The following is a 24227-nucleotide window of genomic DNA, read 5'->3' as shown; positions in this document are numbered from 1 at the left end:
CGCCGGGTCGATCGTGGAAGCAGGCGGACCGGAGGTTCGGTTAACCACACCCCTGCCCGCCGCAGGGAGGCGGCAAGGCCGCGCAGCGTCTCGCAGAACCCGGGATCAGATCATTCGGCCAAAGACCGTAGGTAGGCCATGAAAGCCCTGCCACGCGGAGTGAGGCGGTACCCGGTCTCCAGGCTTTCGGTGAGGGCGAGGGCTTTGAGGCGGCGGACGTCGGCCTTGAAAGGGAGTCTGTCGCGGCCGAGGCGTTCGGCCAGGTCCAGGGCGCGCAGGCCGGGGTGCTCCTCGATGAGGCGGAGGACTTCGCGGGTCCAGGGGGCGCGGCGGCTGCGGGTGTCGATGGCGTCGAGGGAGGCTTTGAGGCCGGCCAGTTCCTGGTCGGTCAGGTCGGCGTTCCCGGCCAGTTCCGCTCGGGGGTCGGGCCCGCCCAGACGGAGCATGACGCGGTGGTAGCCGCCCTGCTTGGTGCTCTTGGACAGGGCGGTGAGCAGCGCCGCGCGGCTGTCGAAGCCCGAACGCAGCGCGTCCTCCTCGGTGATCTCCTCGGGGGTGACGGCCGTGACCGAGTCGACGACGATGATCCCCGCCCAGGTGCGCTGCGTGCTCCCCGCACGGACCGGGGGCTTGGCCCACACCCGGAACACCCGGTCGATCCGCCCGCCCGCGATCCCCTCAAGGACCTCCCGCCTGAACAGCATCGCCCCTCCCAGGTAACGCGCCTCTCCTCCTGCAATCTTCTACGACTCGCCGCTCCTCGGCGGAACGGGCGGCCAGCAAGGGTGGGCGACAGGTGGTCAGTGCGCGTCGGCGGCGGACCGGACGGCACCGCTGTAGCTGCTCCTGCGCCACTTGGCCTTTGTCAGGTCAATTTTTCCTGGACGACCTTTCGGATCAGTTCACGAATCTCCTACCGTTGATGCGGTATGCGCGTGAGACGTTCGCGCCAAGATGAGTCAGCGTGCCGCGCCGCACGAGCATGGCGTGGGCGATCTTGTGCTACATCCGGGAGCCAACCGTGGAGACCTGGCGCAAGGACATGATCGGTATGCTGGTCATCGCCCTGATCATCTGGCTCGTCTTCATCGTGGCATGGTGCGAGGCGGCCTCATCGGCTGCACATCATCTCAGTGGGACCGACTGGCGCGGCAATCACCGGACCAAGTCGGGCGTGCTGCTACGGGCGGTCGCCGTGTTCGGGCTCCCCCCGCTCGGTGCTGTGCTCGGTTGGGTGTGGGGACCATTGTGGGCCCCCGCCAAGCGTCCGGTCTCATGTACCGTGGCCGGGTTCCTTCTCGGAGCGCTCGGCCTGGTAGTGATCACCGCAATCGGTTACGGCGTGGCCGTTTACCACAGCGCCCATTCTTTCTCGTTCTGATTCAGCGGCGTCCCGCCGGTTCCGACCAGCATCTCCGGTGGGATGGCGGCGGGCCTCGGCGTCGAGCAGGTCTTCGACTCGCTCGCCATCCGCGTCAACGGCCCCAAAGCCTGGAACGAGCACCTGACCATCGATTGGGAGTTCACCGATTCCGGTGACCGGTACCGCATGTCGCTGTCCAACGGGGCGCTCATGCACCGGAAGATCCCCGACGGTGCGGGCGGCGCCGACCTGACCCTTTCGCTGACCAAGCCGATGCTGCTCGCCCTGGCCGGCGGCCAGGACGCCGCCGGCGTCACCACCACCGGCGACGGTGCCGCGCTGCGCCGGCTGCTCGCCGTCATCGAGGACCCGAGCCGAACTTCCCCGTCGTGACGCCCTGAGCGCAGGCCGCCCGTGCTCCGGAAGGGGCAGGCGGGTTGCGGAACTCGGGCGGCCTTGACCGCGTCACGCAGGTCCGGTTGGGGCCGGTCAGCGGAGAGGAGGTACGGCTCGCTGGGCGAGGCCCAAGGCGTACTCGGGCCACCAGGCGCCGGCCGCAGGATCGACCACGCCGTACTCGGGGTCCTCCGGACCGGCGGTGCCGCGGGTGCACTGGCCGTCGGATTCGCCGGGACGCTTGATCCAGAGGAACGCGTCGACCAGGGGATCACCGGTGCGGGTCGAGGGCCGGGCGCCCAGGCCGCGGCCCGGCGGGTTGCACCAGACCTGAGGGTCGGTGTACTTGCCTGCCGGAGGCGTCCACGGCCCCTGGCCGTTGCGGCTGGTGTCCAGGACGAAGTGTGTGAGCTCGCGCGGATCGTCCGGGACGGTGGCCAGGTCGGTGTCGGAGCAACTGGTCGCGCCCGTCTCCTGACGGAAGCGCAGGCACTTGGACAGCCTGGTGCCGTACGAGACCAACTCCTCGTCACTGCGGTAGTTGGAGACGTTCAGCGCGAAGCCGTCGGCCTTGGCGACGCCGCCCTTCAGCAGGCGGCTGGCCATGCCGAGCTGGGCGCGCGGTTCGCCGTATCCGGCGTCGTAGTCGTTGAGGGGCTGCCAGTCCGAGTGTCCGGAGTCCACGTAGACGCCGGTGCGCGGCAGCCGCTGCAGGGCGCCGACCGCGTAGTTGATCTCGCGGAAGCGTTCGTCGACCCGGGCGGTGTCCTCCGGCGTTCCAGTGGTACCGCCGCCGCCCTCGTTGCACCACGGCTCGCTGGACAGCAGCGCCAGCCCGTCGGGCTCCACGATCACCACGGCCCGGCCACCGCCGATTGCCTTGGCGAAGGCGTCGATCCAGGCGCGGTAGGCGGCCTCGGTCGGAGCGCCACCCGCTGAGTACTGCGAGCAGTCCCGGCCCGGTACGTAGTACGCGACCAGCACCGGAACGGCGTGCTGCTTGGCGGCTCTGACCATCGTCTGCCGCACCGCCGTCCGCACCTCAGCGGGGGTGCCGCTGGTGAACCAGATCGCCTGCGAGACCTTGGACGGGGCCCGCATGTGCGCCGCGTCGGCATCGCGCCCCGCGGCCGCCCAAACGTCAGCCTGTCGCTCGGCGTTCGTCGAGGGCTCGACGTAGAACCTGGCCTTCCCGGCCAGCGGGTCGACGTGCTCCAACGCCTGCGCCGGCGGGGCGAGAAGCGCGACGATGCTCGTCGCGGCCGTGGCGAGGATCCCGATGCCGCGTCTCATCCGGTACTCCAGAATCTCGGGGTGGTGGAGGAGGCGCACCCATGAGAATCGCTGAGTGATCCGGCCAAGCGGGACGAGTGAGCCGGAGTGTGGGAGCGCTCCCATGCAGGAGTCTGAGCATCCTGTGAAGATCCGTCAAGACCCAAAACCCGAAGATCGTCCATGCGCGGTCGTCACACTGCCGGCGCGTGTATGGCTCAGTGGTTAGCGCAACAGCAAGCGGCCAGGTGAGTTCATCCACCCAGGATGTTGACGACTGCCAATTAGTGGCCGATGTCGAAGAAGGGGTCGCCCTCCGGAAGGGGGTGTGGTTGAGGGAGGGGTTCCCGTCGTCCGGGTGGAGTTGGTGGCTCTTTGCGTACTCGAAAGGTGTCCTGGTCGATGGGGCCGGATACCCGGCGGACGGCCTCGGCCATCTCGTCGTCCGGCCATCTCGTCGTGGAGTCCCAGGTGCACTGAGCGAAGCGCGACAGTATGTAGCTCGAGTCTATCGATCCAGAAGAGTAGTGTAGGCGGGCGCCGGTGAAATCCGTCCCGGTGAGGTCGGCGCCGCTGAAATAGGCTCCTACCAGGTGGGCGCCGATGAACTTGGTCCGCACGAGCTTGGCGTCATTGAAGCACGAGGTGCCGATCTCGGGGGCGCCGCCGAAGTAGGCGCCGGTCATGTCGGCATCGGTCAGGTCGGCACCGACGAAATCGCCGACGATGCCGAAGTCGGCGTCGCGTAGATCCGCTCCGACGAGTTTGGCGCGAGCGAACCGGGCTCCCAGGACAGGGGCCCCGCCCGGATCGGCGCAGGAGAGATCGGCATGGCGCAGATCGGCTCCGCTGAGGTCGGCGCCTATGAGGTCGGTCCCCTCGGGGAACCGGACGCCCCGCAGGTCGGCCCCACGCAAGTCCTTGCCGACGAGCCGGGCGACGGCCTCGGCACTGCTGTCATCGATCAATTCCGCCAGGTTGTCCGGTAAGCCGGACGGCCGACCAACCCCTGTCCGCTCGCCGCTGATGGCGTCATCGCGGACGACCCTTCCGTGCAGCGCGTACAGGTGGAAGCCGTCGCGGTAACTTAAAGCCGGACCTGTGCGGCAGTGCAGCACCAAAGGGCCTTCCAAGGACCTTGGCGCCTTGGCGAGACGGATCTGAGCGGGCCGCTCGCACACCAGGCAGACCTCCTCGAAGGGCCACCAGCCGCCGCAGGACTCGATGAGTTCCTTCCACAGCGCCAGCCTCCGTTTCCAGACCTCCCGTCGCCGTTTACGGAAAAACCATCCGCCCCTCTTTCCCCGATGACCGCTGAGCAGGGTCAGGAGGAACTCGCCCGGTTCCGGCACACCATGGGCGGCCGCGATCGCCTGGGGCTTCGGCGTACCGGACTCACTCCAGTTCCAATCGGGATCCCCGCGAGGTGAATCGATCCACATGAGCTGAGGCTGCGGTGCGTCGACCAGTTCGTACAACCCGCGGATCGCCGCCTCGGCGGCAGGCCGGTCGGCCGGCTCGGTGGCTTGCCGTCCCGCCCACTCGGGCAGCCGTTCGGCCAGCTGTGTGATTTCCAGGCCGGCAATGTCCGGGTGGACATAGATCTCAGTGTTGAACGGGCGAGGTAGCGCCATACTCGCTCCCTATCACGGCACACGACACGCAACCAGGGCCCAAGCCAAGGCGCCTCCAGCCCAGTCCAGCAACGCAGAGACCGAGAAAGAAGCGCCTTGCCGCCGATCCGCTTCAACGGAGCGGCCACGCTGGCGCCGCTCGCCAAGATCGGCCTAAAGATGATCAGCGAAACGCGGGGGCCCTCGCATCCCTCATCCACCGCAGACACCTACACCTAGGTGCTTCCCGAGGTGTCCCGGGCAGCCACCGAACCATCCCGGTGACACCGCCTGCCCCTGAACCCGTGGGTAGTTCTTTCACGGACGTGGGCGGCACGGTGGTGGCGGTGGGGGACAGCAAGGACCCGGCGATCCGCCGCACCCCACCGACCTCACAGGGAAGACCCCACGCCCGTCCGCCTCCCCCTGTAGGAATTTCCGTCGGATACGCCCCTGAACTGGGGTTGAGGGAGGGGCGTTGATCGCCTTCGGAGGCGCTGCCACTACGTTCAGACCGCTTGTCCAGGTTCGCATGTGGAGTGGGGTTTCGTGGCGCTGGACGCGGCCTGGCAGCAGATGGCCGCCCGGCTGACCCGGCCGGCGACGACGCCCGCGTCCGCGTGGCGCGGCGAGCTGGTCTTCTTGGCCCCTTGTCATCCCTGGTCAGGCGGGGCGTGCGGCTGTAGCTCTCACGGGGGAGACGGGACGGCACGGCCCACCCGGCTGGGGGAGGGATCCGGCCCCCGATCCCAGCAAAGTCGTTCATGCCGGGATCGGGAGCCGGAGCGCCACTCTCAAGGAGCCACGATGACCACGACCCTTATCGAAACGGCGTCCGCTGGCGTCCAAGTCCAGCGGGGCGGCTGGAAAGCGGGGTTCCGCACCGTGCCTGGTGTGCCCAGATGGGCGCGCTGGGCGGCGCACGCGGCGGCCCTGACGACGCTGCCGTCGGCGTTGTGGCGGCTGCCGATGGCGTGGGGGTTCGGGATGGGCTTCACCGACGAGGCGATGGTGGAACTGCACGTCCCCGGCTGGGGCTCGGCGTACGTGCTCGCCCTGATCCTGCTGAGTGAGGTCGCATCGTTCGCCACCCTCGGTCTGATCCAGCCGTGGGGGGAGCGGTTCCCCCGCTGGATGGGGTTCGTCGGCGGCAAGCGCGTGTCGGTGCGGTTCGCGGTCACCACCGCGACGTTGGGGGCGATGGCGGTGCTGCTGTACGCCGCCGGCTACTTCTACACCTGGACGCATCGCAGCTCCGGTTCCCCGACCGGCGCATGGGCGTGGCTGATGAACGCCTCGTTCGCACCGGTCGTGTTCTGGGGCCCGCTGCTGATCGCGGTCACCGTCCACTACTACCGGCGACGCCGCGCGGCCTGACCGGCTCTCAGCATGGACCGGGCCCACGCCCAGGAGCTTCGACGCCACCGCCCAGCTCTGGCTGTGTCCGCGGACTCGATCACCTCCCCTGCATCACCGCTCGGCGACGAAACATCAGATAGAAGGAGAACTCCCAGATGATCGTGAAGCGCGCACGTAAGGCCGCTGTCCTTGTTCTCGGTGCGGGCGTGGCCGCTGCGGCCGTGGTCACCGCGACCACAGGTGCGGTCCAGGCCAAGATCAAGCCGAACAAGCCCAAGGTCGCCGGCGTCACCGGGTCCGGCGAGTTCCGGATGACGTTCCTGCCGAAGGACGACAAGGACCGCCGCTTCTTCACCTTCGACGTCCGTCAGGCTCCGTTCACTCACCACCGCGTTCTCCCCGGCGGGGCGACGATCACCGGGTCGCCGAACGATGCGACCGGCACGGTGAAGATCAAGCACCACTTCGCTCCGGGGAAGCGGACTTTCTACGCGATCGGCCGGGCCGACTCGCTGATCACCTCCCCGGGCTACGCCACGATCACCGCCGAGATCGTCAAGACGTGGTGCGTGGAGGACACCCCGACCCCCGAGGGCTGCGAGGGCCCGCCATGGGTCGGTATGACCAAGGGTTTCAGCGTCTACGACGCCGGCCGGGACCACGGTGGCAAGCCAGGCCGGTCCAAAGACAGGATCGGGATGTCCTGGGAGTACGCCAACATGCTCGTCAACCCCCAGGGTGAGACCTACGAACCCGAGCAGGTCGGCACCGCGATGGCACCGGCCCCGTTCTCCCCCGTCCTGTCCGGCGGGTTCACCGTCGTCCACAAAGACCTAGCGGTGCCGTCGAAAGCCGACATGCCGCAGCCACCCCAGCAGTGATGACGCGGGGCTGAAGCCACAGGACGCCCGGAGCGTCCAAGCCCGGGCTCTCCGGTCCTCCTGTCGGGTTGGCCCACTGGCACCTCTGGAACGCGACAGGGACTTCGTTCAAAATCTCGATCTTGGACGAAGTCTCTGGTCAGAGTGGCGGAGGATCGGGGATGTGAACCCCGGATGGGCTTGCACCCAAACCGCATGAGCAGAGCCATTTTTGGCGTGCTATGTGATGATTCCATCCCGGCGAATTCGCGTTCCCGCAGGTCAGCGACCACATGATGCAGCCTCATCCACCGTGATCCATTACAGTTCGTGCGCACCTTGTGCTCACCGACCGTCGATGGAGCCGAAGGTAGACCTCGCCATCCGAGCACTCACTGTAATCACCAGGTCGACTCCCGTAGCCAGTCGAGGCTCGCCTACCGGGACGCGCGGGAATAGGCCGCCGTCTTGTCTCTGCTTCAGCTCACGTGGCGAACATCGTGGATATCTCACGGGCAGACGACGTCGGCACCTCCTCCCCGGAACCGGCGTGGGAGATGTCGGGCATGGACCATGTCCAGCTGCCGGCGGGCGCGGTGCACACCGAACGGCCGGTCCCGCTGTGGGCGTTGGTGCTGGAGGGCGAACTCACGCTTGAGGTGGCGTTCGAGGCGCAGTCGCTCGCGGAGGGGGACGCCGTCCTCATCGACGCCCGCACCGCTTACCGGCTCACCGCGTCGGAGCGGCACGAGGAGTCCGCCTTGGTTGTAGCGGACCTGCGCATGGCCGTCCCGGTCCGTCGGCTGCCCAGCCCGCTGGTGGTCCGCGGCTTCGGCAGCCGGCATGGCGGCGTCATGGCGCTCGTCACGCAGTGCCCGCTCGAACGTGCGTGCCGGCCGACCCTGTTCGCCGCCAGCTACGGCAACCTGATCGGCGCGGCGATGACCACCTCTTGGCAGGAGGACGAGGGCGGCGATGCCGGACCTCCCGACGAGGCCGTCACCGCGGTGGTGGCCGCTGTGACCGCCCGCCCGGCCGAGCCGTGGACCGTCGAGGGGATGGCCCGCCTGGTCCATCTGTCGCGTTCCGCCCTGGGCGAGCGGTTCCGCCGCGCCCTCGGCCGCGGACCCGCGGAGGTGCTCCGGGAGATCCGGATGCGGGAGGCGCGCCGACTGCTCGCGGACCCCTCGCGTCCGGTGGAGTACATCGCGTCCGCCGTCGGGTACGGCTCCACCGCTGCCTTCAGCCGGGCGTTCTCGTCCCACCACGGCGTCGCGCCGCAGGCCTGGCGGGAGCCGTCACCCGCGCGGGACGCGCAGCGCGGCGAAAAGCAGCCCGGCCGCCGCGGCGAACCCCGTCCCGAGCAGGAAGGCCGCCTGCATGCCGCGGGCGTCCAGGAGCGCGCCTCCTGACGCCGACCCCAGCGTGATCGCCACCTGGAACGCGGTGACCTGCAACGAGAGGGCCGACTCGGCGCGTTCGGGCTCGACGCGGGTCACCCATAGCTGGGTGGCGACCGGGACCATGTTGAAGGCCAGGCCCCACACGACGACCCCCGCGGCCAGCACCGGCAGGGATGGCGCGGTCGCGGTGACCAGCAGGCCGCCGGCCAGCAGAAGCGGGGCCGCGGCGACCACAGCGCGCAGCCGTCCCGCGAACCGCCCGGCGGCGAGGTTGCCCGCCATCCCGCCCACGCCCCAGGCCAGCAGCAGCCATACCGTGGCGCCTGCGTCGATGCCCTCGATCGCGACCCGGATGTAGGGGTAGGCGGCGAAGTTGCCGAACGCGACCAGGACCACGCCCAGCACCCCGGCCATCAGCCACCGGTTGGCGAGCGCCGCCCGCAGCATCGCCATTCCGGCGGCCGGGTGCGGGGGTACCGGCGGCAACGTCAGGGCCACGGCCAGGGCAGCGGCAATGCCGAGGGCCGCCGCGATGCCGAACACCAACCGCCAGCCGACCGCGTCGCCGAGCAGGGACGCCAACGGGACGCCGCCGATCGTCGCGAGGGTTACGCCCAGCGCGATGGACGTTGACACCACGCTGTCGCGTCCCGGCACGGCGCGGGTTCCGGCGCCGAACGCGAACGACCAGTACCCGGCGATGGCGACGCCGAGGACGAGCCGGCCGAGGAGCAGGACGGCGAAACCGGGGGCGACCGCCACCGCCAGGTTCGAGACGGCCGCCGCGACCAGCAGCCCGGTCAGGACCGTGCGCCGGTCGGTCCGCGGCAGCAGCACCGCGATGCTGGGGGCGGTGATCGCGCCCGCGACCGCGGTCGCCGCGACCGCCAGCCCGGCGGTGCCCTCGCTGACCCCGAGGTCGCCGGCCATCGCGGGCAGCACGCTCGCCGGCAGGAACTCGCTACCGACGAGCACCGCGATCCCGGCAGCGAGCGCGACGATCGGTGACCAGTTCGTCGAGCCGCCGGACCGCGCCGAGGACTTGGGCGGCGAAGTGTCTGCGGACGGCGGCGAGGACTGAGGCGTGGACATGCCTTCCAGTCTCGCCTCCACCGCGCCGCCGCAGTTGATCGCGTGACGCGCACAGTTGACCGTCTGACCGGTCTGTGACCGGCCGGGCTCCCGGTGGAGTCGTGGTCGCCGCGGGGGTGGATGACGATGCCACTGTGCATGTGCTCGGACATGCGGGGCGAGCCGGGCGTGGACGGGGTCGCGGTCGGCGTCAACATGAAACTGATCAGCGAGACTCTCGGCCACGCCCGCCACTCGTTCACCGCCGACACCTACACCTCGGTACTTCCCGAGGTGTCCAGGGCAGCCGCCGAGGCGGTGGCTGCGGTCGTCCCTCGTTGGACGAGGCAGAGCACACCTGACGTCGCCAAGGTTCTCACCTGCGGACCGACGCAACCGGCGCGGTCAACACGCAGGGTAATCAAAGACGAGACGGCCGGCATCCGCATCGTCCGGTGACGAAAGCACTCCGACGACATCCCGTGCACACCAGGCCAGGAAGAACGGGCATCCGAAACGCGACAGGGACTTCGCTCAAGATCTAGATCTTGGACGAAGTCCCTGGTCAGTGTGGCGGAGGATCGGGGATTTGAACCCCGGATGGGCTTGCACCCAAACCGCATTAGCAGTGCGGCGCCATAGACCGGACTAGGCGAATCCTCCAGGAGCCGTCAGGCCCAGGACAGGTTACCGGTTCGGCGAGCCAACCGGCAAAGCCTGACCCTCGGCTCCGACAGCATAGTCGGAAACACGTCCCGGCGCCGCGCTCCCGGGGCCGCGGGAGCGGGTCGCGCCGGGCGTCAGCCGCCGAGCCGGAACCCGGTGAACCCGCAGGCCTCGGCGAGGTCGTTGCCGTGCTGCCGCATGCCGGCCAGGTCGGGCTGGCGCGGGGTCGTGCTGCCGGACTGCACCTGGCGCAGCATCGAGGCGGTCTCGTCCAGGTCGCCCGCGAACGCGGTCGCGGCGGTCTCGACGTCGCCGCCGGCGCTCTGGCCCTCGGACCGCACCTTGGAGGCCGTGTCCGAGAACTTCTGCGCGGTGGCCGAGGCGCCGCCCGGCGTCGTCATCGACATGCCGCCGGTGGAGAAGCTCCGCAGCTCGGTCTCGATGTTCTTGCAGGCAGTCTTCTTCTTCCCGCCGGCGATGGCGTCGACCGCGCCACAGCCCGTGGAACCGAGCATCAGTCCACCGACGGCGAGGACGCCGACCAGCTTGGTGGCGGACATGCGCATGGGGATTCTCCTTCAGGGGGTTGGGCTTGCGAACGGGCTACACCCTCCCAGGTCACACCCGCCCTAATCACCCCTTTGGCGTAGCTACCCCACCAAGGGTTCCGTGACTCAAGTCACACTGCGGGCTCCGTGCATCCGTGAACCGATTCGCGGTCAGGTCCCCAGAGCCGGTACAGTACTTCCGGCAGGCACCCGTAGCTCAACGGATAGAGCATCTGACTACGGATCAGAAGGTTAGGGGTTCGAATCCCTTCGGGTGCACATGGCTTAGAGGCCCCTTCCGGTTTCGGAAGGGGCCTTTTGTGTGCTGTGCCTGGTAGGGGGCGTGTGGTCGTCTCTGTGTGGGTCAGGCCTTGTTGGTGGTGGTCCAGCGGGTTTGGTGGCCTGAGGGGCGCGGGAGTGTGCCGTGGGCGAGGATCTGTTCGTGGATCTGGTCCAGGGCGGTGTGGAGCGGTCCGAGCAGGGTCGGGTCGAGTCCGTCGAAGAACATCTGCTTCACCAGGGCGGCGTGGCCCGGGGTGGCCCGGCGCAGCGCGTCCCGGCCCTGTGAGGTGAGGACCGCGTCGGTCCCTCGGGCGTCGGTGCTCGACGGGCGGCGCGCGACCAGGCCGCGTGCTTCCATGCGCAGCACCTGGTGGGAGAGCCGGCTCCGCTCCCAGCCGATGCGGACCGCCAGGTCGCTGAGCTGCAGCCGCTGGTCGGCGGAGTCGGCCAGGGCGTTCAGGACGTGGAAGTCCTGGTGGGAGAGGCCGCCGTCGGCCTGCAGCTCGCGATTGATCTCGTAGTTGAGCCGGAGCGCCACCCGCATGTAGGCGAACCAGGTCGCCTCCTGCTCGGCGGTCAGTCCGCTGTGGGCCGGCTCGTCCGCGCTGTCCCCCAGGTCGTTCGGCATGCGGGCTCCTCTACGTGGCGCGGCGCTCAGGCTAGCCGATGCCGCATCTCCAGGAACAAGTGCGTGACGAGCCGTGTTAACCGCGATGCGTGACATGTCACGTAAATCAAGGAGGTAGATGTGACTAAGGCAGTCGTGCTCAGCGACTACGGCTCCCCGGACGGGCTGGTTCCGGGTGAGGTCGAGATCGGTCCGCCGGGGGCGGAGCAGATCCGCGTGAACGTCGAGTTCGCCGGGGTCGGGCCGACGGACCTGGCCATCAGGTCGGGCCGCCTGAAGGGCGCGTTCGGTGCCCGTCCGGGTTCGGTGCTCGGGTTCGAGGCGGCCGGTGTGGTGGACGCGGTCGGCTCCTCGGTGATCGACGTGCGGGCAGGTGATGCGGTCGCGGTCTTCCTGCCCGAACTCGGCGGTTACGCCGGGCAGGTGCTGGCCCGTTACTGGGTGCGGGTTCCGCGGTCGGTCGGCGCGCAGGCGGCCGCGGCGCTGCTGGCCTCTGGGGAGGCGGCGGCGCGGGTCGTGGACGAGGTCGGCGTCGCGGCGGGCGAGACCGTGCTGATCGTCGGCGCGGCGGGGTCGGTCGGGCTGATCGCAAGCCAACTCGCCGTCGCGCGCGGGGCGGAGGTGATCGCCGCGGTCCGTCCCGGGGACTTCGACCTCGTGGCGAGTGTGGGCGCCGCTCCGGTGGCTTACGGGCCCGAGCTGGTGGCGAACGTCCGGGCCGTCGTGCCGTCGGTGGACGCGGTCATCGACGTCTCCGGTGCAGGTGTCCTCGGTGCCGCGGTCGAGCTGGCCGGCGGACCTGGCCGGGTGGTCACTCTTTCGGATCCGCACGCCGCCGACTTCGCCGTCCGGCTGTCCGGGCCGGACGGGCCACGCATCACGTCGCGGTTGGAAGCCGTCATGGAACTGCTGGCCGCCGGGCGGCTGACGCTGCGCTCGCAGAGCGTCGCCCCGCTGATGGACGCCGCGCAGGTCCACCGCGGCATGGAAAACGGTGGGCTGCGGACCAAGGTCCTGCTTTCCACGCAGGTCTGATATCTGGAACAGGAGTAGTCATGGGACAGCTGGACAACAAGGTGGCCCTGGTCACCGGGGGCACGTCGGGCATCGGAAGGGCGACGGCGCAGCGGTTCGCGGACGAGGGCGCGTTCGTCTTCGTCACCGGCCGCAGGCAGGCGGAACTCGATGCGACGGTCAAGGCACTCGGTGATCGAGGCCGGGGAGTTCGCGCGGATGTGTCGAGCGCCGAGGACCTCGACGAGCTCTATGCGCAGATCCGCGGGGAGGGGCGCGGTCTCGACGTGCTGTTCGCCAATGCCGGCGGCGGGACGTTCGCGACCCTGGCCGACGTCACCCCGGAGCATTTCGACGAGACGTTCTCGATCAACGTGCGCGGCACGCTGTTCACGGTGCAGAAGGCTCTTCCGCTGCTCAACCCGGGCGCGTCGGTCATCCTGGCCGGCTCGACCGCGGCCACCAGCGGCACCGCGGCGTTCGGGGTCTACGCGGCGAGCAAGGCCGCGATCCGGTCGTTCGCCCGCACCTGGGCGGTCGAGCTCGCCGACCGGGGCGTCCGGGTGAACGCGATCGTGCCGGGGCCGATCGACACCGAGGGGCTGCGCGGCCTGGCGCCCGACGCCGCCTCGGCCGACGGGCTCGTCCGGCAGTTGGGCAGTGCCCTTCCGCTCGGCCGGCCTGGTCGTCCCGAGGAGGTCGCCGGCGCCGTGCTCTTCCTCGCCTCGGGCCAGAGCAGTTTCGTCACCGGCAGCGAATTGTTCGTCGATGGCGGTGACGAGCAACAGTAGCCCGCGCGCAACCGGTTGCCCGGGGCGTCACTCGAAGCGGGAGACACCGGTTCGGGCTCGCGTGGAGGTCGCGTCGCGAGTCCGAACCGGGCTTCGGTCGCGTGCGGACGGGGCCAAGGCCGCTCTGGGGTCAGCGGCCCAGTGCTCGGCGGACGGTGAGGTGGTGGCGGGTTCTGAGGCGGCGGAGTTCCCAGAGGCTCACCAGCGTGACCGACAGCGGGCCGCCGAAGATCACCGCGAGCCGCGCCGGGACCGGGAGGCCGTCGTAGTCGTGGGAGAACAGGTCCATGATCGCGAGTTCCCAGACCAGGACGGTCGCGATGATCGGGGGCAGGACCTCGTGGATGTCGGCGGTCCGGAACACGTGCACCAGTGCGACGGCGGCGCCGAAGAACACGAACACGATCGCCCAGAGCGCCACGAGGGCGATGATGACCATGACGAGGAGCTTCGCGTAGACGGCCGGGGACGGCTGCTCGTCATCCCCGATGAGGCCGCCTTCCGGCATGACGGAGGTGAGCACGACGAAGAACAGCACCGTGCCGCCCAGAGCCAGCAGCGACCCGAGCGGCTTCAGCGTCCGCCGCAGGTGGAGGGCCCGGAGGTGCGGGCGGCTTCCGAGGATGAACGCGCCGACGACGATCGGGAAAGTGGCCGGCAGCAGGGCCGCGGACGTCACGATCTGGTCCGCCCGCTGGTAGGCCAGAGACTGGGCGTCCGAGGCGACGCGGTACGCCACCGTGATCCACACCACCGCGACGAGACCGACCACCGCGCGCAGGACCTGGACCTTCCGCACCGCCGGATCGTCCACCCGGTCCGGGCGCGTCGGCCTGGCCACCTGGCGTCCGGCGATGACCGGGTTGAGCAGCCGGAACAGCCGCCGCCTGCGGGACGGCGGGCGCGGCGGTCCGGGCGGGGGTCCCCAGCCCGGTTGGGGGCCGCCGCCGTACTGCCAAGGGCCCGGCGGCATCCCGCGGCCCGGCGGTTGCGGCGGCCGGGCGGGGGGATGCGGTCCGCCGCCGTACGGTCCCCAGGGGTTCTGCCCAGCACTCATCGACGTTCCCGCACTGTTGAGGATACGGCCGGACGCTCATCGTCATTGAGTGAAAACACATAGCAAGGCCTGAAATGTGCCCACTCTTGATGGTTTCGTCCGGGGGGCGGATCCACGACCCCGCCCCTCAGCCCATGTGACACCGCCGGGGAGGGAAATGTTCGCGCGACCGCCCTTGCTGATCGTGACCGTGCCGTTCACCTCGAGAAACCTGGCGATGCCTGTGGATCGGCGGCCGGCCGGGTTCCGTCGAACGCGCGATCGGCGAGACGGAGAACCCGGCCGGGGATAGTTTCGTCGGGAAGCCGATGGCAAGGACGGCAGGTTGCCGCCGCCGCGCCGGTGCCGGGCGTGACGCTGTGCTGGGAGCGATGGGTGGATCTGCGCGACGAGATCGAGACGGTCCTGCGAGGCTGGCACGCCTACGAGGCCGACCGAGGGCCGGTGGCCGTCATCGACTTCGACTGCGCGCCCACCGCCGCGCCCGTCGAGGCTGCGACCAGCCGTCTTGCGGTCTACCGGGCTCTGTCCGACCTGCGCGTCCGCACCGTCGGGGCCGGCGCCGACCGGCTCACCGCGCGCCTGACCGCCGATCTCGCCTATCTCGGCGCCCTGCTGGGGGAGCATCCGCCGCTGGGCGACTATGTGCGGGCCACTCAAGGGTGCGTCGCTGTCGGGTGGCGGGACGACTACGTCGCCTACCGCGGCGACCAGGCCCGCCAGGCACTCGGCGCCGTCGGGGTCGGGTGGGGTTCGGAGACCGTCCGGGAGCTGAGGGCGGTCGAGGGGCCGATCGAGGCCGGCGAGGCGCCGGACGCGATCAGGCAGGCCGCGGCGGACTACGAGGCCGCCGTCCGTCAGGCCACAGGTAGCGAGGCGCCGTTCAACCTCACCATCGAGACCGCCGAGGTGGACGCCTACTGGGCGTACTGGCTGGACGGTTCCGGGGCCGACGTCCGGCTGCGCCTCAACCTTCGGCGCGCCGGCTTCACCAAGGTCGCCGCTCGCCAGTTCGCTCTGCACGAGGTGCTCGGCCACGGCCTCCAGAGCGCGAGTTGGTCGGCGCGAGCCGCTGCCCAGGAGGTCCCTTGGGTGCGTCTGATGTCGGTGCACGCGCCGCAACAGGTCCTGCTCGAAGGGCTCGCGCAAGCGCTCCCCCTGTTCATCGCCCCCGATGACGAGCTGATGGTCGCCCGCACCAAGTTCGACCACTACAACCAGCTTGTACGCGCCGAACTGCACGTGGACCTCAACCGGGGTGCCGGCATCGGCGAACTGGCCGAGCGCGCTCGTGCGCGCATGCCCTGGACGACCGAGGCCGCGATCGCCGACGTCCTCACCGACAGGGGAGCCGACCCCCAACTCCGCTCCTACCTGTGGGCCTACCCCGCCGGAATCGACTGGTTCGCGAACCTCGCCCGAGCAGACCAGGCCACCAGAACGGCCGTCCTCCACGCCGCCTACCGAGACCCGTTGACGCCCACGGAGCTCGCAGCGCTCTGGCCGGCGGGCCCCACCATCGGCGGCCAGGGCGTGGCGGCCGACTCCGTGCGCTGACGCTTCGCAGACGGTCTTGAACCGGCCCGGCGTCCTAGCCTGAGGGCATGCCGGGCGAATGGCGTGTGCGCGAGGTCAGGTTCGGAGCCGAGGGCGTCACATTGGCCGGCCTGCTCGGGGTTCCGGGCGGTGAAGCAGTGGCGGGCGTGGTCCTTGTCGGGGGTTCGGGGCCGTCCGACCGGGACAACGACGGCTCCTTTCGCCCGATCCGCCGGTATCTGCTGGAGGCCGGGGTCGCGGTCCTGAGCTACGACAAGCGCGGGGTGGGGCGGTCGTCGGGCCGGTGGTGCGCGGCGACGATGGACGACCTGGCGTCCGACGCGCTGGCGGCGCTGGGCTTTCTGCGCGCCCAGCCGGAGGTGCCGGACGAGGCCGCCGGGTTGTTCGGCCATAGTGAGGGCGGCTGGGTGGCCTTGCGCGCGGCCGCCCGGGGCGCGCCGTCCTGGGTCGTCACCAACAGCTGCCCTGGCGTCACCCCGGCTGAACAGGAACGTTACGCGCGGACCACCGCTGCCAGAGCGTCCGGCTCGCGTCATGAGCGTGACGTGGACTCCGTCGTGGCGTTCTACGACCGGCTGGTGGAAGCGGGCCGGCGTGGTGCCGGCTTCGCCGAGGCCACTCGGATCGTCGCCGAGGCAGGGCACCCGGCCCTGGCCGCCTTCTGGTCGGATGTCGACGCCGATGGCTGGGAGTTCCTCAAGCGGAAGCAGGATCACGATCCCCTGCCCGACGCGCTTCGGCTGCGCTGCCCGCACCTGGCGATCTTCGGCGGTGCCGACGAGGTCGTTCCCGTCGCCGCCAGCGTCCGGCTGTTCAGCGAGGCCGCGTGTGACGCCGACCGCGATCATCGGGCGTCGCTGACGGTGCAGGTGTTCCCGGGAGCCGACCATCGGGTGCGGCGGGACGGTGTGCTCGCCCCGGGCTACCTTCCGACCCTCGCGAAGTGGATCCACGCCCCGGGCTAGCTCGTCCCGGGCCTGCGGAGGGCAGGCGAGATAGCGAGTCGTTCCGCTGCCTAGCCGGGACGTCGTACCGAGGTCGTGTCGCTTGTCAGCGGCGAGCCGTTCGCTGACACGGGCAGGAGGTCGGGCACTCGGGCGCCGTCGCCGTCGACCAGGACGGAGTGCTCCTCGCCGGCTGCGAAGGCGTGGCGCTCGCCCCACTGCCGCAGCGTGACGATCACGGGGAAGAGGTCCCTGCCCGCGTCGGTGAGCGCGTACAGGCGGCGCCTGCCCGACGGGGCGTCGACCTGGGTGAGCAGTCCGTGGGCGGTGAGCTTGCGGAGCCGGTCGCTGAGGATGTTGCGGGCGATGCCGGTGCGCTGCTGGAAGTCGGTGAACGAGCGGGCGCCGTCCATCGCGTCGCGGACGATGAGCAGGCTCCACCGGTCGCCGACCAGGTCGGCGGTGCGGGCGACCGGGCAGCCCGGGTCCGTCCACGCGGGGCTCCGCCCGCCGGTCTCGTCGCGCGCCATCACCCCTCCAAGGAGTTGCGTAATGAAACCATTCTGACCTACGCTCCGCAGAGTTTCAAAATGAAACCAATCGGAGGTGGGCCGGTGCGCTGGACGACGAGGCTGCTGCTGGCGGCGGTGTGCGGGGTGGCGGTGGCGAGCGTCTACGCCGGGCAGCCGGTGCTGGGCGCGATGGGGAGCGATCTGGACGTTCCGGTCGACTCGCTCGGCTGGTTCGTGGCCGCCGGGCAGCTCGGCTACCTGGCCGGACTGGTGCTGCTGGTGCCGTTGGGCGACATGCTCGACCGCAGGCGCCTGATCGCCGCACACCTCGCCCTGGTGGCCGCCGGGACGGCGATCACCGCGGTCGCCCCGGCCGCCTGGGCGGCGTTCTCCGGGCTGGCCGCGGCGGGGGTCTTCGCGGTGGTGGTGCAGACCGCCGTCGCGTACACGGCGTCGCTCTCCCCGGCCGGCGAGCGCGGGCGCAACCTCGGCATCGTGACCTCGGGCGTGGTGATCGGCATCCTCGGTGCGCGCGTCGTCGCGGGAGTCCTCGCGGACCTGTGGGGGTGGCGGAGCATCTACCTGGCCCTGGCGGCCCTCGCGGGAGTCCTCGCGCTGCTCGCCCTCACCGCGCTGCCCGCGGACGTCCGGTCCGGGACGGCGAGATACGGGCAGGTGCTCCGGTCCTTCGGCGGGCTCTTCGTCCAGCCGGTGTTCCTCGGCCGCGGGCTGATCGCGTTCTTCCTGTTCGCGTCGTTCGGCGCCCTGTGGAGCGGCATGGCCCTGCCGCTGGCCGGGGCGCCATGGCATCTCGGCGAGGCGCAGATCGGGCTCTTCGGCGTCGCCGGGCTGGCCGGGGCCCTGGGCGCCGCCCGGTCCGGGCGCTGGGGCGATGCCGGGCACGCGCGCCGGGTCACCGGGATCGCGCTCGCGCTCCTGATCGCCTCCTGGGCCGCGATCGGACAGCTGCCCTGGTCACTGCCGCTGCTGATCCTCGGCGTGGTCCTGCTCGACTTCGCCGTCCAGGCCGTCCACGTGAGCAACCAGCACACGCTCACGACCGCCTACCCCGACCGCACCAGCACGACCATCGGCGCCTATATGGTCTTCTACTCCCTCGGTTCGGCTCTGGGAGCGGCCGCGACCACGGCCCTGTTCGACGCCGTCGGCTGGATCGGCTCCACCGTCCTCGGTGCGACGCTCGCCCTCTGCGCTCTCGCCGTCTGGGCCGTCACCCCCCACCCGGCGGGACGCGCCGCCCGCCGTCCCCGGCTCGAACAGGCGGAGAAGGTGTGACGGACGGTCGAGAGGTCGCGGGCGCGCTAGCGGCGGGCGTGGCGGATCTTCAGGCGGCCGAGGCCCATGGTGCCGGTGATCCGGATCTCGGGGCCGCCGGGCCGGGCGGGACGGCGGGGCGTGTAGCGCGCGTCCTTCAGCCCGGTGTGCAGGCCCTCGATGTCGACGACCGCGTCGCGCGGCACGATGATCTTGGCCTGACCGGTGCCGACCTGCAGCTCGATGGCGACGACCGGATGCTCGATGATCGCCTTGGACAGGTCCAGCCGGACCCGTCCGAAGGCCGACTCGACCTTGAGGGAGCGCGGTACGCGCCAGGCGCCCCGGCGCTTGATCCGTCCGGTGGCGGCGCCGATCGTGGTCGTGGCGCCCGTGTCCTCGTCCGGGAGCGCGGCCAGGGGCACCGCGAGGTCGCCGTGGGTCCTGGCGGTGAGGACCTGGTCCAGGCGCTCGTCCATCTCCTCGTGCGTGAGGTGCCCGGTGGCGTAGGCGTCCCGCAGGCGCTGCGCGGCGGTGTCGCGGTCATCGTCGCCGACGAGGCGCGCGAGGTCGTCCGGACGGGGGGTCACGAAGGCCACTCTAGCGCCGTCCCCCCGCAGGGGTTCGAGGCGCGGGGCCGCCCGCCGGGAGTCAGCGCGAGTAGGGCCCGGAGCGGGAGGTCAGGGCCGTGAGGGGCTTGCCGACGCCAAGGAAGGTGTGGCCCGTCATGCCGTTGATGATCCCGGCAGCGGAGGCGTACCAGGCGCAGACGGCGGTGAGGACGCCGAGGTAGCCGCCGATCTTGATCGTGGTCTCGCTGGTGGAGAAGTTCCCGATGAACAGGATGATCTCCGTGGCCTCCAGGGAGACGAACACCGCCAGGACGGCCTGGTTGACCTGGGTCGCCCAGAGCATCATGTAGGTGTTGAAGATCGCGAAGGCGAGGAGGATCCAGCCGAGGTCGTTGGCCTCCTGGGCCGGGGTCGCCTCACCGGCGATCAGGACGACGTACAGGCCCAGGCCGAGCCAGAAGCCGCCGTAGGACGAGAAGGCCGTCGCGCCGAACACGTTGCGATTCCGGAACTCCCACATGCCGGCCAGGATCTCGATGACGCCGCCGTAGGCGAGGGCGTAGCCCAGCCAGGCGTCGGTGCCGTCGGTCCATCCGGCGTTCTTCACGGACAGGAGGAACGTGGTCAGGGCGAAGGCCGCCAGGCCCAGGGGCGCGGGATCGGCGGTCGCGGGCGGGGTCTGCGGGGTGGACTCTTGCTCGACGTGGGTCATGGTGCCTCCTCGCTGGAGTCCCATCGCCTTGTCTCGCGCGGTCTCGGCCGGACAGGGATGGACGCAGGAATGCGGACAACGGACGTCCGGACGTCCCGGATGGGACCGTTATCTCCTCGGCCCTGTTTCGGATCATAACGCCGCTTGCGCGCCAGGTCAGGGGCCCTTTCGCGGGGCATTTCCGGCGTATCCGTATTAATCGCCGTCGCCGGGCGGAAGGGCTCGTCGCGGCGTCCGGCGACATGAAGAATGCTTTGCCTCGCATGAGAGGCCGGCGAGTCGAATCAGAAAAGTCTCTTGAATTGCCATCCGGCAGGCGGGCAAGCCTTGGCGAAGGCGTTGCCGACTACTTGACGACGGTGGGGCTGAAGGTGGGCGGGTCGCCGAGGTGCCCGCGGTGGGAGCGGGGGCTGGTCCCGTCGACGTCCACCACGCCCAGTTCGGCGCCGAGCTCGGCCCCGATGTGGACCTGCCCGCTCCAGCGCATGTACTCGGGGTGCCGCGCGAGCGCGTCGATCACCCGTCCGCTGAACTCGGGAGACTCCGCGCCCGCGGCGAACGACCTGTACCGGTCGGGGACGCCCTCGAAAAGCGCCCTGTTCCGTTCGGTCTTCAGCAGACCCATCCACAGCGAGATGACGGCGACGTTGTAGGGCTGGAAGTCGACCGCCATATCGTGCGCCATCTTGTCGACGGCGGCCTTTCCGGCCCCGTAGGCCGGGCCGTGCATGTAACAGCGTCCTCCGAAGGAGGAAGTGTTGACGACGAGACCCGCGTTGTTCCTGACCAGCAGCGGGGCGGCGTAGTAACCGGCCACGTAGGCGGAGCGCATCCCCACGTCGAACATGCTCTGAAGCGCCAGCGGCTTCTCCCAGAACGGCCCTTCGCGGGTGAGGCCGTCCGGGATCGTGAACGCGTTGTTGACGAGGATGTCCAGCCTGCCGTGCTCGCGCTCCACCCGCTCGAACAGGTCCGCGACCTGCGCGTCGTCGGAGTGGTCGCAGATCACCGGCACGCCGGTGCCGCCGCGGGCGTCGATCTCCTCGGCCGTGGCCGCGACCGTGCCGGGGAGGCCGGCGTCGCCCTCGGCCCGCGTCCGGCCCGTCACGTACACCGTCGCGCCGGTCGCGCCGAGGGCGAGCGCGATGCCCTTCCCGGCCCCGCGGCTGGCGCCGGTGACCACGACGACGCGGTCTTCGGTAAGGCTCACCTGTCGCTCCCCGTGAGGAATCCGAGCATCGCCGCCGTGGTCTCGGCGGGCCTCTCCATCTGCATCATGTGGCCGGCCCGCTTGATCATCCGGACGCCGCGGACGTCGGCGTGGTGGTCGCCGAGCCTGTTCAGGGGATCGTCGCCGTGCCAGCCCTCGAGGTCGGCGTCCTGCTCGCTGCCGATGAAGTAGTACGGGACGGGGTTCTTCCGGTCGCCGTAGGACTTGCGGTACTCCCAGGAAAGGTCCATGGCCCGGTACCAGTTGAGCCCGCCGGTGAAGCCGCTGCGGCTGTAGGCGTCGACGTAGAACTCCAGTTCCGGTTCGGTCAGCCACGTCCACGGGAGCGGCGGCGTCTCGGGCAGGGCGTCGATATAGGACGTGCCCGGAGGCTGACGCCAGACGTCGAGGTAGTGGTAGTCGCTGGAGAGCGCGTAGAAGACCTTGCGCAGGAACTCGCGGGGCGCGGCGGCGAGGTCGCAGTCGGCGACGCCCGGCTCGGCGAAGTAGTGGATGTGGTTGAAGTGGCGCTCGGCCTGGCGGGCGGCGAGCGTCAGGGGCGACTCGCGGCTCGGGGTGAAGAACGGGTTCTCCAGGGCGATGATCGCGGCGATGCGGTCCGGGTGGTGGTGGGCGAGGTCGTAGGCGGCGAAGAGGCCGAAGTCCAGTCCGCTGAACACGGCCTTCTCCTCGCCGAGGTGGTCGAGGAGGCCGGTGAGGTCGCCGACGATCCGGTCGACGTCGTACTCGCGGTGGTCCCGGGGGCCGCTGGTGTGCCCCATGCCGCGCATGTCGGGCGCGACGACGCGGAAACCCGCGTCGGCGATCGGCCCGATCTGGTGGCGCCAGCTGAACCAGAGGTGCGGGAAGCCGTGCAGGAGGACGACGAGCGGCCCCTCGCCCTGCTCCACGTAGTGGACGTCCAGGCCGTTGACGCGCGCGTACCGATGACTCCAGCCCGCCATGCCGCGGTTCCTTCGGTTCGGGGAGCCGACCTTCGGACTGTGCAGGACGGCGCCACCGGCGGCACCGGGATGTCCCGCTCAGTGGGAATCGAGCGTGATGCGGACGATCGTCCCCTTGGACGGTTCGGACAGCAGCTCGGCCCGCCCGCCGTGGGCGGCGGCGATGGCGGCGACGATGGGAAGGCCGAGGCCGGTGCCGCCCTGCGTGCCCCGGTGGAAGCGTTCGAAGGCGCGGGCGGCGTCCTCCGGGGCCATGCCCGGGCCCTCGTCCGCCACCTCGATCAGGCCCGGCGCCAGGCGGACGGTCGCGGGCGTCCCGGGGGGCGTGTGGGCCCGCACGTTGGCCAGGAGGTTGGCGAAGACCTGGCGGATGCGGGCCTCGTCGACGGTCGCGGCCAGAGTGTCAGGGGCGTCCAGCACGATGGGACGGTCGGGGGAGGCCGCGGTCGCGTCGGCCACGGCGTCCCGGGCGAGGGCGACGAGATCGGTGCGGACGGGGTGCAGGGACGCCTCGCGGTCGAGACGGGCGAGTTCGAGGAGGTCGGTGACGAGGCTGTTCATCCGGCGGGCCTCCTCCTCGATGCGGCGCATCGCGTCGGGCAGCTCGTCCGGCCCGAGCGCGCCGTGCCGGTAGAGCTCCGCGTAGCCCTGGACGGCCGTGAGCGGCGTGCGCAGCTCGTGGGACGCGTCCGCCGCGAACTCGCGGACGCGGGCCTCCGAGCGGCTGCGCGCCCAGAACGCCTGCTCGATCCGCTCCAGCATCACGTTGATGGCGGACGCGAGGCGGGCCGCCTCGGTGCGCTGCCCGGGGCCGGGCATGCGGGCGCGCAGGTCGCCGCCCGCGGTGATGGCGTGCGCCGTGGCGGCCATCCGGTCCAGCGGCAGCAGGCCGCGCCGGATGAGCCACCGGCCGAGCACGAGCAGGACGGCGAGCAGCAGGGCGGCCGTCGCGACCTCGGACAGCACGAGGTTGCGGACGGCCGCGTGGATCTCGGTGAGGGGGGCCGCCACGACGACGACGCCCTTCCCCCAGGGGCGCGCCACCGCGCGCAGCCCGGGAAGGGAGAACGGTTCCATTCCGCGCGCGCGGGCGGCCAGCTCGTCCCGTCCCAGCCGCTGCACCTCGCGGACGGCCTGCTCCGGCGCGGGGTCGTCGCCGCTCAGGACGCGGACCCGCCCCGCCGGGCCGACGGCCAGCACGACGAACTGCGCGGGGGCGACGCCCTGCTCGGGCAGGCCGGGGCGCAGGAGCCGGGTCACGGCGCGGTCGCGGGTGGCCTGGAGCTGGCCGTCCACGCGGTGCATCAGGTACCCGTTCAGGACGAGCGCGCTGACCAGGCCCATGATCGCCAGCCCGGCGGAGGTGACCGCGAGCAGGCCGGTGAGGAGCCGGGCGTTGAGCGTCATGGCCGCAGCGCGTAACCCACCCCGCGCTGGGTGTGGATGAGCGGGGTGCCGAGCGGGTCCAGCTTGCGGCGCAGGTAGCTGATGTAGGTCTCGACGACCTGCGGGTTGCCGTGGTCCCAGCCCCACACGCCGTCGAGGAGCTGGGCGCGCGACAGCACCATGCCCGCGTTGCGCATCAGGTAGGCGAGCAGCCGGAACTCGGTCGGGGACAGCTCGACGGGCACGCCGCCGCGCCGCACCGTCCAATGCGCCTCGTCGAGTTCGAGGTCGGCGACGCGCAGCACGGGCCCGGCGGACGGCTCCGGTGGGGCCGCCCGGCGCAGGACGGCCCGCACCCGGGCGATCAGCGCATCGATCGAGAAGGGCTTGGTGACGTAGTCGTCACCGCCGAGCGTGAGGCCGGTGACGGTGTCGGACGGCGTGTCCCGCGCGGTCAGGAAGATCACCGGGACCTGGTCGCCGTCCGCGCGCAGCCGCCGGCACACCTCGAAACCGTCCAGGTCGGGCAGCATGACGTCCAGCAGGACGAGGTCGGGCTGCGCCTCGCGGACGGCCCCGAGCGCCTCCTCGCCCGTGCCGGCGGTGGCGGTCGCGAAGCCGTGGAAGCGCAGCGCGACCTCGACGAGGTCACGGATGTTGGCCTCGTCGTCCACGACGAGGACCCGCCGGGTCTCGCTCATCGGCTCCCGCTGCTCGCTCCCGCGCCGGCCTCGCGCCCGCACATCGGACTCACCCGCCCGAAACTACCCG

At 70.8% G+C, this 24227-nt stretch carries 25 protein-coding genes and 2 tRNA genes; 12 read left to right on the top strand and 15 right to left on the bottom strand.

All coding sequences use genetic code 11. The features are described from left to right. Nucleotides 1-110 precede the first annotated feature (110 nt). On the bottom strand, nucleotides 111-704 hold the full coding sequence (locus AB0C87_RS04060) for a hypothetical protein (protein WP_360576445.1): 594 nt from the start codon (nucleotides 702-704) through the stop codon (nucleotides 111-113). Between the two features lie 317 nt (nucleotides 705-1021). Between AB0C87_RS04060 and AB0C87_RS04055 the strand changes: the two genes are divergently transcribed. Together AB0C87_RS04055 and AB0C87_RS04050 are read left to right on the top strand one after the other, a co-directional pair. Then, nucleotides 1022-1381: a hypothetical protein gene (locus AB0C87_RS04055; protein WP_360576443.1), complete on the top strand. Its 360-nt coding sequence runs from the start codon at nucleotides 1022-1024 to the stop codon at nucleotides 1379-1381. A gap of 42 nt (nucleotides 1382-1423) precedes the next feature. Continuing rightward, nucleotides 1424-1756 (top strand): alkyl sulfatase C-terminal domain-containing protein, encoded by a 333-nt coding sequence (locus AB0C87_RS04050; RefSeq protein ID WP_353831615.1) that lies wholly within the window; start codon nucleotides 1424-1426, stop codon nucleotides 1754-1756. Nucleotides 1757-1852: 96 nt separating this feature from the next. Here the strand turns inward: AB0C87_RS04050 and AB0C87_RS04045 are convergent, their stop codons facing one another. Next, nucleotides 1853-3052 carry a glycoside hydrolase family 6 protein gene (locus tag AB0C87_RS04045; protein WP_360576440.1) on the bottom strand — a complete coding sequence of 400 codons (1200 nt, stop codon included), beginning with the start codon at nucleotides 3050-3052 and terminating at the stop codon, nucleotides 1853-1855. A gap of 263 nt (nucleotides 3053-3315) precedes the next feature. Continuing rightward, nucleotides 3316-4665, bottom strand: a complete 1350-nt coding sequence (locus tag AB0C87_RS04040; protein ID WP_360576438.1) for a pentapeptide repeat-containing protein — start codon at nucleotides 4663-4665, stop codon at nucleotides 3316-3318. 786 nt (nucleotides 4666-5451) lie between these two features. Between AB0C87_RS04040 and AB0C87_RS04035 the strand changes: the two genes are divergently transcribed. The 3 genes from AB0C87_RS04035 to AB0C87_RS04025 all read left to right on the top strand — a co-directional run bounded on the left by AB0C87_RS04035 (nucleotide 5452) and on the right by AB0C87_RS04025 (nucleotide 8275). Continuing rightward, nucleotides 5452-6021, top strand: coding sequence for a hypothetical protein (locus AB0C87_RS04035; RefSeq protein WP_353831612.1), 570 nt, complete (start codon nucleotides 5452-5454; stop codon nucleotides 6019-6021). A gap of 188 nt (nucleotides 6022-6209) precedes the next feature. Further along, nucleotides 6210-6884, top strand: coding sequence for a hypothetical protein (locus AB0C87_RS04030; protein WP_360576436.1), 675 nt, complete (start codon nucleotides 6210-6212; stop codon nucleotides 6882-6884). 479 nt (nucleotides 6885-7363) lie between these two features. Continuing rightward, a complete protein-coding gene (locus AB0C87_RS04025) occupies nucleotides 7364-8275 on the top strand; it encodes an AraC family transcriptional regulator (RefSeq protein WP_360576434.1) in 912 nt (303 codons plus the stop codon). Here the strand turns inward: AB0C87_RS04025 and AB0C87_RS04020 are convergent. Further along, nucleotides 8162-9358 carry an MFS transporter gene (locus AB0C87_RS04020; RefSeq protein ID WP_360576432.1) on the bottom strand — a complete coding sequence of 399 codons (1197 nt, stop codon included), beginning with the start codon at nucleotides 9356-9358 and terminating at the stop codon, nucleotides 8162-8164. The genes AB0C87_RS04025 and AB0C87_RS04020 overlap by 114 nt on opposite strands. A gap of 120 nt (nucleotides 9359-9478) precedes the next feature. Between AB0C87_RS04020 and AB0C87_RS04015 the strand changes: the two genes are divergently transcribed. Further along, complete coding sequence (locus AB0C87_RS04015) at nucleotides 9479-9796, top strand: hypothetical protein (protein WP_360576430.1); 318 nt, start codon at nucleotides 9479-9481, stop codon at nucleotides 9794-9796. A gap of 112 nt (nucleotides 9797-9908) precedes the next feature. Here AB0C87_RS04015 and AB0C87_RS04010 read toward each other — a convergent pair. Next, nucleotides 9909-10000: transfer RNA gene (locus AB0C87_RS04010), tRNA-Ser, on the bottom strand. A gap of 137 nt (nucleotides 10001-10137) precedes the next feature. After that, nucleotides 10138-10569: a hypothetical protein gene (locus AB0C87_RS04005; protein WP_345171474.1), complete on the bottom strand. Its 432-nt coding sequence runs from the start codon at nucleotides 10567-10569 to the stop codon at nucleotides 10138-10140. 188 nt (nucleotides 10570-10757) lie between these two features. Between AB0C87_RS04005 and AB0C87_RS04000 the strand changes: the two genes are divergently transcribed. Beyond that, nucleotides 10758-10830, top strand: a tRNA-Arg gene (locus AB0C87_RS04000). An 85-nt stretch (nucleotides 10831-10915) separates the two neighbouring features. On the opposite strand, the gene AB0C87_RS03995 is transcribed toward AB0C87_RS04000, so the two are convergent. Further along, nucleotides 10916-11461: a MarR family transcriptional regulator gene (locus tag AB0C87_RS03995; RefSeq protein ID WP_353831582.1), complete on the bottom strand. Its 546-nt coding sequence runs from the start codon at nucleotides 11459-11461 to the stop codon at nucleotides 10916-10918. 120 nt (nucleotides 11462-11581) lie between these two features. Here AB0C87_RS03995 and AB0C87_RS03990 point away from each other — a divergent pair, with 120 nt between their 5' ends. Then, complete coding sequence (locus AB0C87_RS03990) at nucleotides 11582-12496, top strand: alcohol dehydrogenase catalytic domain-containing protein (RefSeq protein ID WP_360576428.1); 915 nt, start codon at nucleotides 11582-11584, stop codon at nucleotides 12494-12496. Between the two features lie 20 nt (nucleotides 12497-12516). Next, nucleotides 12517-13266, top strand: coding sequence for an SDR family oxidoreductase (locus AB0C87_RS03985; RefSeq protein ID WP_345171468.1), 750 nt, complete (start codon nucleotides 12517-12519; stop codon nucleotides 13264-13266). Between the two features lie 130 nt (nucleotides 13267-13396). Here AB0C87_RS03985 and AB0C87_RS03980 read toward each other — a convergent pair whose 3' ends face one another. Further along, nucleotides 13397-14239, bottom strand: coding sequence for a hypothetical protein (locus AB0C87_RS03980; RefSeq protein WP_345171466.1), 843 nt, complete (start codon nucleotides 14237-14239; stop codon nucleotides 13397-13399). A 459-nt stretch (nucleotides 14240-14698) separates the two neighbouring features. Here AB0C87_RS03980 and AB0C87_RS03975 point away from each other — a divergent pair, with 459 nt between their 5' ends. Beyond that, nucleotides 14699-15880 (top strand): hypothetical protein, encoded by a 1182-nt coding sequence (locus AB0C87_RS03975; RefSeq protein ID WP_345171464.1) that lies wholly within the window; start codon nucleotides 14699-14701, stop codon nucleotides 15878-15880. Nucleotides 15881-15927: 47 nt separating this feature from the next. Continuing rightward, the gene (locus AB0C87_RS03970) at nucleotides 15928-16845 is read left to right on the top strand and encodes an alpha/beta hydrolase (protein ID WP_360576425.1); all 918 of its coding nucleotides are present in this window, start codon (nucleotides 15928-15930) and stop codon (nucleotides 16843-16845) included. Nucleotides 16846-16895: 50 nt separating this feature from the next. On the opposite strand, the gene AB0C87_RS03965 is transcribed toward AB0C87_RS03970, so the two are convergent. Then, nucleotides 16896-17354: a helix-turn-helix domain-containing protein gene (locus tag AB0C87_RS03965; RefSeq protein ID WP_345171460.1), complete on the bottom strand. Its 459-nt coding sequence runs from the start codon at nucleotides 17352-17354 to the stop codon at nucleotides 16896-16898. 84 nt (nucleotides 17355-17438) lie between these two features. On the opposite strand from AB0C87_RS03965, the gene AB0C87_RS03960 reads away from it, so the two are divergent. Continuing rightward, nucleotides 17439-18632 carry an MFS transporter gene (locus tag AB0C87_RS03960; protein ID WP_345171458.1) on the top strand — a complete coding sequence of 398 codons (1194 nt, stop codon included), beginning with the start codon at nucleotides 17439-17441 and terminating at the stop codon, nucleotides 18630-18632. 26 nt (nucleotides 18633-18658) lie between these two features. Here AB0C87_RS03960 and AB0C87_RS03955 read toward each other — a convergent pair whose 3' ends face one another. The 6 genes from AB0C87_RS03955 to AB0C87_RS03930 all read right to left on the bottom strand — a co-directional run bounded on the left by AB0C87_RS03955 (nucleotide 18659) and on the right by AB0C87_RS03930 (nucleotide 24157). Next, on the bottom strand, nucleotides 18659-19201 hold the full coding sequence (locus AB0C87_RS03955) for a DUF1707 domain-containing protein (protein ID WP_345171456.1): 543 nt from the start codon (nucleotides 19199-19201) through the stop codon (nucleotides 18659-18661). 61 nt (nucleotides 19202-19262) lie between these two features. Next, nucleotides 19263-19895, bottom strand: a complete 633-nt coding sequence (locus AB0C87_RS03950; protein WP_345171454.1) for an acetate uptake transporter — start codon at nucleotides 19893-19895, stop codon at nucleotides 19263-19265. A gap of 346 nt (nucleotides 19896-20241) precedes the next feature. Next, nucleotides 20242-21105: an SDR family NAD(P)-dependent oxidoreductase gene (locus tag AB0C87_RS03945; RefSeq protein WP_345171452.1), complete on the bottom strand. Its 864-nt coding sequence runs from the start codon at nucleotides 21103-21105 to the stop codon at nucleotides 20242-20244. Beyond that, complete coding sequence (locus tag AB0C87_RS03940; RefSeq protein ID WP_360576422.1) at nucleotides 21102-22070, bottom strand: alpha/beta hydrolase; 969 nt, start codon at nucleotides 22068-22070, stop codon at nucleotides 21102-21104. The genes AB0C87_RS03945 and AB0C87_RS03940 overlap by 4 nt, the downstream gene beginning before the upstream one ends. A 78-nt stretch (nucleotides 22071-22148) precedes the next feature. Continuing rightward, nucleotides 22149-23477, bottom strand: coding sequence for an ATP-binding protein (locus tag AB0C87_RS03935; protein WP_353831574.1), 1329 nt, complete (start codon nucleotides 23475-23477; stop codon nucleotides 22149-22151). Beyond that, on the bottom strand, nucleotides 23474-24157 hold the full coding sequence (locus tag AB0C87_RS03930; protein WP_360576419.1) for a response regulator transcription factor: 684 nt from the start codon (nucleotides 24155-24157) through the stop codon (nucleotides 23474-23476). The genes AB0C87_RS03935 and AB0C87_RS03930 overlap by 4 nt, the downstream gene beginning before the upstream one ends. Nucleotides 24158-24227: the final 70 nt, after the last annotated feature.

It is taken from the genome of Actinomadura sp. NPDC048021, assembly GCF_040653135.1.
Classification (GTDB): domain Bacteria; phylum Actinomycetota; class Actinomycetes; order Streptosporangiales; family Streptosporangiaceae; genus Spirillospora; species Spirillospora verrucosospora.
This window is presented reverse-complemented; position numbering and strand designations above follow the sequence as displayed.

Bases quoted from the DNA above. Each gene is read 5' to 3' on its own strand.
- AB0C87_RS04060 (WP_360576445.1), bottom strand. From the start codon at position 704: ATGCTGTTCAGGCGGGAGGTCCTTGAGGGGATCGCGGGCGGGCGGATC.
- AB0C87_RS04050 (WP_353831615.1), top strand. From the start codon at position 1,424: ATGGCGGCGGGCCTCGGCGTCGAGCAGGTCTTCGACTCGCTCGCCATC.
- AB0C87_RS04045 (WP_360576440.1), bottom strand. From the start codon at position 3,052: ATGAGACGCGGCATCGGGATCCTCGCCACGGCCGCGACGAGCATCGTC.
- AB0C87_RS04040 (WP_360576438.1), bottom strand. From the start codon at position 4,665: ATGGCGCTACCTCGCCCGTTCAACACTGAGATCTATGTCCACCCGGAC.
- AB0C87_RS04035 (WP_353831612.1), top strand. From the start codon at position 5,452: ATGACCACGACCCTTATCGAAACGGCGTCCGCTGGCGTCCAAGTCCAG.
- AB0C87_RS04020 (WP_360576432.1), bottom strand. From the start codon at position 9,358: ATGTCCACGCCTCAGTCCTCGCCGCCGTCCGCAGACACTTCGCCGCCC.
- AB0C87_RS04015 (WP_360576430.1), top strand. From the start codon at position 9,479: ATGACGATGCCACTGTGCATGTGCTCGGACATGCGGGGCGAGCCGGGC.
- AB0C87_RS04005 (WP_345171474.1), bottom strand. From the start codon at position 10,569: ATGCGCATGTCCGCCACCAAGCTGGTCGGCGTCCTCGCCGTCGGTGGA.
- AB0C87_RS03995 (WP_353831582.1), bottom strand. From the start codon at position 11,461: ATGCCGAACGACCTGGGGGACAGCGCGGACGAGCCGGCCCACAGCGGA.
- AB0C87_RS03985 (WP_345171468.1), top strand. From the start codon at position 12,517: ATGGGACAGCTGGACAACAAGGTGGCCCTGGTCACCGGGGGCACGTCG.
- AB0C87_RS03980 (WP_345171466.1), bottom strand. From the start codon at position 14,239: ATGCCGCCGGGCCCTTGGCAGTACGGCGGCGGCCCCCAACCGGGCTGG.
- AB0C87_RS03970 (WP_360576425.1), top strand. From the start codon at position 15,928: ATGCCGGGCGAATGGCGTGTGCGCGAGGTCAGGTTCGGAGCCGAGGGC.
- AB0C87_RS03965 (WP_345171460.1), bottom strand. From the start codon at position 17,354: ATGGCGCGCGACGAGACCGGCGGGCGGAGCCCCGCGTGGACGGACCCG.
- AB0C87_RS03950 (WP_345171454.1), bottom strand. From the start codon at position 19,895: ATGACCCACGTCGAGCAAGAGTCCACCCCGCAGACCCCGCCCGCGACC.
- AB0C87_RS03940 (WP_360576422.1), bottom strand. From the start codon at position 22,070: ATGGCGGGCTGGAGTCATCGGTACGCGCGCGTCAACGGCCTGGACGTC.
- AB0C87_RS03935 (WP_353831574.1), bottom strand. From the start codon at position 23,477: ATGACGCTCAACGCCCGGCTCCTCACCGGCCTGCTCGCGGTCACCTCC.
- AB0C87_RS03930 (WP_360576419.1), bottom strand. From the start codon at position 24,157: ATGAGCGAGACCCGGCGGGTCCTCGTCGTGGACGACGAGGCCAACATC.